We start from the raw sequence: 5,168 nt of genomic DNA on the forward strand, positions 1-5,168 counted from the left end.
GAACCGGCGGACCCCACCGCCCCCGGCGCCGGCGCCCCGAACGCGCAGGACGACGCCGGCCCCACCGGGGACGGGGAACGGCACGACGGCACGGTGCTGGTCACCGGCGCCACCGGTTACCTCGGCGGCCGTCTGGTTCCCCAACTCCTGGCCGCCGGCCGCCCCGTCCGCTGCCTGGCCCGCACCCCCGCCAAACTCCGCGACCACCCGTGGGCCGACCGGGTGGAGATCGTTCGCGGCGACGTCACCGACGAGGAGTCGCTGCGCGCCGCCCTGGCCGGGGTGAAGGTGGCCTACTACCTGGTGCACGCCCTGGGCACCGGCCCCGGCTTCGAGGCCACCGACCGCCGCGCCGCCCGGCTGTTCGGCCGACTGGCCCGGGAGGCGGGGGTGCGCCGGATCGTCTACCTGGGGGGCCTGACCCCCGCCGACGTCCCCGAGCGCGACCTCTCCCCCCACCTGCGCTCCCGGGCGGAGGTGGGTCGCATCCTGCTGGACTCCGGGGTGCCGACGGTGGTGCTGCGCGCCGCCGTGATCATCGGCTCGGGGTCGGCGTCCTTCGAGATGCTGCGCTACCTCACCGAACGCCTGCCGGTCATGGTGACGCCGCGCTGGGTGCGCACCCGCATCCAGCCGATCGCGGTGCGGGACGTCCTGCGCTACCTGCTCGGGGCCGCCGACCTGCCCCCGGAGGTCAACCGTTCCTTCGACATCGGCGGGCCCGAGGTGCTCACCTACCGGGGGATGATGCGCCGGTACGCGGCCGTGGCGGGACTGCCGCGCCGGGTCATCGTGCCCGTGCACGTCCTCACCCCCCGGCTGTCCAGTCACTGGATCGGCCTCGTCACACCGGTCCCCGGATCGATCGCCAAACCGCTGGTGGAGTCGCTGCGGCACGAGGTGGTCTGCGCGGAGAACGACATCACGCGATGGATCCCGGACCCGCCGGAGGGCCCCGTCGACTTCGACACCGCGCTGCGCTGGGCGCTCAAACGCATCCACGACGCCGAGGTGGACACCCGCTGGTCCTCCGCCGACACCCCGGGCGCTCCCAGCGAACCGTTGCCCACCGACCCCGCCTGGACCGGCGGCAGCCTCTACACGGACGTGCGCCAACGCCCGGTGAACGCCCCGCCGGAGGCGGTGTGGCGGGTGATCGAGGGCATCGGCGGTGACAACGGGTGGTATTCCCTGCCCATCGCCTGGGCGGCACGCGGGGTGCTGGACCGGTTGTTCGGCGGCGTGGGACTGCGACGCGGCCGACGGGACGCCGAGCGGCTGCGGGTGGGGGACTCGCTGGACTTCTGGCGGGTGGAGGAGATCGAGCCGGGGCGGCTGTTGCGGCTGCGGGCGGAGATGAGGCTGCCGGGCCTCGCCTGGTTGGAGCTGTCGGTGGAACCGGCGCCGGCGGAGGACTCCCCCGCCGGGGCCCGTTACCGCCAGCGGGCGCTGTTCCACCCCCACGGGCTGGCCGGTCACCTGTACTGGTGGAGCGTCAGTCCGTGGCACGCCCTGGTCTTCGGTTCCATGGCCCGCAACATCGCGGCCACCGCCGAGCGGGCCGGGCGGGGCGCCCCCACCGGCGCCCCGGGCGCCCCCGACCCCGTGCGTCCCGCCGGCTGATCGGCCGGCCCGAACCGGGGCACCGCCGCCGGCGCAGCCCGGGGCGCACGCCCCGGGCCGGGATCGGGGGACGGCGTTCGGGGGACGGCCTTCGGGGGACGGCCTTCGGGGAAAGAGCCCGAACCCCCTCGCCTGACGGAGTGCCGGCGCGACCGGGCCGGCACGGTGACGGTGTCCGTCGTCGGCACGCACCGACCGGGAGGGTCCCGGTGGCAGTCGTGCCGCGCGCGGACGTGGGGAAACGTGGGGAACAGCACCTCGTACACCGGCCCGGAGCCGCCCGGGTCGCCCGGCCCCCCACCGGCGGACCCGCCTCCGCCGACGGAGCGGAACCGCGGACGGTTGATCGACCCCTTGATCGGGGCGGGGGCCACGGTCCTCGCCGCGTTGGTGACCGCGGTGATCGGTGCGGTCACCGACACCCTCCGGGTCGAGGTCGGCGCGCCGGAACCGACCCCGACCGTCACGGAGACGGTGACACAGCCGCCGGTGGTGGATCCCCCCGAGGACCCCGAGGACCCGGAGGACCCGGACCCGGAACCGGCCGCCGCGACCGTGCGCCGGAGCGAGCAATCCGTCCGGCTCGCGGCCGATCACAGCATCGACCTCGACTCCCGGGACGACAACTGGGGGGTCACGACGGAGCCCGGGGCCGTCGGAGGGGATCTGCGGCTGGACTCCCACAACTGGAGCGGACTGAAAGCCCGCCACCGGATGGCGGTGGTGGAGCGACGGGAGCCGGACTTCCTCCTGTGCCGGAACGCCATGACCCTCGTCGATTCGGTCCCGCACGACGAGCTCCGTGACGACGTCTCCCTGTGCGTCCGCACCTCCGAGGGGCGGTGGGCCCGGGTGGATGTCGTCCGGGTCTCCCCCGATCCCCGATGGTTGGACCTCGATGTCCACGTCTGGGAGGGCACGGCCCCGGTCGAGGGGTGAGTCCGGGCCCCGGGCGGCTCCACCGGTTCAGGGGGTGGGGGTTCCCCCTCCACCGTCCCCGGGTCCTCGCTCCCCGGTCGGACGCCCTTCGGCCGGACGTTCCCCCGGGGTGTCCCCGCCGAGCACGTCGAGGGCCGTGTCGGCGGCCTCGGCGAAGGGGTCGAGGACGATGTCCACTCCCTCGGTCCGGGACCGTTCCACGTCGCGCGGTGTGAGGGCGGTGAGCATGATCCGCCCCTCGTACCCGTGCCGGCGCAGGCCGTCCACCAGGGCGAGGTTGGTGTCGGGGCGGGGGATGGCGCTGATCACCCAGCGGGCCCGGGACAGCGGCAGGGTCTCCAGGAAGTGGATGTCCTCGGCGCTGCCGAAGACGGCCGTGACGTTCTCCCGCTCGTTGCTCGTCACCCGGTAGGGGTCCCAGTCCACCGCGAGGACCCGCAGGCCGGCCCGGTCGAGGCGGTCGGCGGCGTGGCCGCCGAAGCGGCCGAGACCGTAGAGGATGACGTCCACGTCACCGCCGGCCCGATCGGTGTTCGGTTGACGCACCCCGGGCCGCTGGAAGCGCTCGAACCATCCCCCGATCCGGTCCCAGATCTGGTGCGAGTACATGATCAGGTAGGTGGAGACGCCGATGGTGATGAGACCGACGACGGTGATCAGGCTGACCGTGGCCCCCGTGATGTGTCCCAGGGACAGGCCCAGGGCCGCCAGGATCAGCGAGAACTCCGAGATCTGCGCCACCGTCAATCCGCACAGGAATCCCACCCGCACGGGGTAGCGCATCAGCGCCATGATGACGATCACGATGAGCGGGTTACCGATCAGGACGAAGAGGGAGAGGACGACCGCCTCACCGAGCTGCCGACCGGCGTCGGTGAACTCCAGCCCCGCCCCGAGCTGGAGGAAGAAGAACAGCAACATGAAGTCGCGCAGGCTGACCAACCGCGCCCCCAGCGCGTCCCGGTACGGCGTGGTGGCCAGCGAGACACCGGCGAGGAACGCCCCGACCTCGGTGCTGAAGCCCAGCCACTCGCTGATCGCCGCGACCGAGATGGCGTAGGCCACGCCGAAGAGCACCAGCAGTTCCTGGGAGCGGGCGATGTGGTCCAAGAGGCGCGGCAGCACGAACCTCATCAGCAGCGCGATGCCCGCCAGCAGCCCGAGTCCCTTGCCGAGGACGATCAGCACCTCGGTGTGGAGTTCGTTCGGCTCCCCGTCGGCGTCCTCGTCCCCACCGCGCTGCCCGAAGGCGGTCAGGGCGATCATCACCAGGACGACCACGATGTCCTGCACGATGAGGAACCCCACCGCGATACGACCGTGGAGCTGCTCCAACTCCCTTTTGTCGGAGAGGAGCTTCACGATGATGATCGTGGAGGAGAAGGTGAGCGCCACCGCGACGTAGAGCGAGGTGACGTTGTCCATGCCGAGCAGGCGGGCGATCGCGTAACCGATCGCCGAGGTGAAGACCACCTGTCCCAGGCCGGTGGCCAGCGCGATCGGCCCGGTGGTGCGCACCAGGTGCAGGTCCAGGCGCAGGCCGACCAGGAACAGCAGGACGGCGATGCCGAGGTGCGCCAACAGCTCTATCGTGCCGTCGGCCTCCACCCAGCCCAGCCCGGCGGGCCCCACCAGGATGCCGACGCCGATGAAGGCGACGATCAGGGGTTGTCGCAGGCGGGTGGCGAGCAGACCGATGACGGTGGCCACCGCCAGAACGGCGGCGAGCAGGGGGAAGTCGTGCAGTTCCATGGTCGTCTCGGCTCCCGTCCGTGCGATGTGGTGCCCGGTGGTGCCCGGGGTTCCACCGGCCGGGACCGCGGCGGGGCTCCGTGACCGGGGATCCGTGACCGGGGATCCGGGGCGTTCGTGCCCCGGGGCACTCGGTGACCCGGGGGAAGGCGGTGGTGGGGCGTCAGTGGTCCGGTGGTTCCCCCTCGGGGACGGTCCCCCCGCCCTGCGGGGCCCGGGCCACCAGCACGTCCGCCGGGCTGCGGCGCAGCACGTGTTGGGCGACGCTGCCCAACAGGGTGTAACCGAGCGCGGTCCGGGTGCCGGTGCCGACGGCGATCAGTTCCGCGTCGTGCTCCCCGGCCCATTCGGGCACCCGCTCGTGGGGGCGACCGGTGGTCAGCACGACGCGGCCGGGCGGCGGGCGGAGGGAGTCGGCCACCGCCTCGATCCGCTCGCGCGCCTCACGGCCGGCGGTGTGGCGCAGGCGGCCCAGTTCGGCGTCGTCGACCCCGCGCATCCGCATCAGGTGCTCGCCGGGCACGACGGCGACGTGCAGGGCGAGGTGGGAGGCGTCGGGGGTGAGTTCCCCCGCCCGCCGGGCGGCCTCCCGTGAGGCCGCGCCGTCGTCGAGGGCGAGGACCACGGTGCGGTAGTCCGCCTCGGCGGGGCGGTGGACGACCAGGACCGGGACGGGGGAGGCCCGCAGCAGGTTCTCGGCGGTGCTGCCGGTGCCGGGCAGCAGGTCGGCGAGGCCGTGTTCGCCGTGGGCGCCGAGAACCAGCAGGTCGGCGTCGGCGCGGACGAGTTCCTCCGCGACGATCGGGGCGGTGGGGCCGCGGCGCACCGCGCACCGCACGGTGGCGGGGTCGGGC

Annotated in this window: 4 protein-coding genes; 2 read left to right on the forward strand and 2 right to left on the reverse strand. The window is 73.6% G+C overall.

Features of this window, described 5'->3' with window-relative positions; genetic code table 11:
- Window positions 1-93 precede the first annotated feature (93 nt).
- On the forward strand, window positions 94-1,623 hold the full coding sequence (locus tag FOE67_RS15895) for an SDR family oxidoreductase (protein WP_182664810.1): 1,530 nt from the start codon (window positions 94-96) through the stop codon (window positions 1,621-1,623).
- A gap of 342 nt (window positions 1,624-1,965) precedes the next feature.
- On the forward strand, window positions 1,966-2,562 hold the full coding sequence (locus tag FOE67_RS15900; protein ID WP_182664804.1) for a hypothetical protein: 597 nt from the start codon (window positions 1,966-1,968) through the stop codon (window positions 2,560-2,562).
- A 27-nt stretch (window positions 2,563-2,589) separates the two neighbouring features.
- Here FOE67_RS15900 and FOE67_RS15905 read toward each other — a convergent pair whose 3' ends face one another.
- Complete coding sequence (locus FOE67_RS15905) at window positions 2,590-4,314, reverse strand: cation:proton antiporter (RefSeq protein WP_182664806.1); 1,725 nt, start codon at window positions 4,312-4,314, stop codon at window positions 2,590-2,592.
- A 163-nt stretch (window positions 4,315-4,477) separates the two neighbouring features.
- A partial coding sequence (locus FOE67_RS15910) for a universal stress protein (RefSeq protein ID WP_182664808.1) occupies window positions 4,478-5,168 on the reverse strand: 691 nt, incomplete at its 5' end.

The organism is Streptomyces calidiresistens, from assembly GCF_014141525.1.
Classification (GTDB): Bacteria; Actinomycetota; Actinomycetes; order Streptomycetales; family Streptomycetaceae; genus Streptomyces; species Streptomyces calidiresistens.

Bases quoted from the DNA above. Each gene is read 5' to 3' on its own strand.
- FOE67_RS15905 (WP_182664806.1), bottom strand. From the start codon at position 4,314: ATGGAACTGCACGACTTCCCCCTGCTCGCCGCCGTTCTGGCGGTGGCC.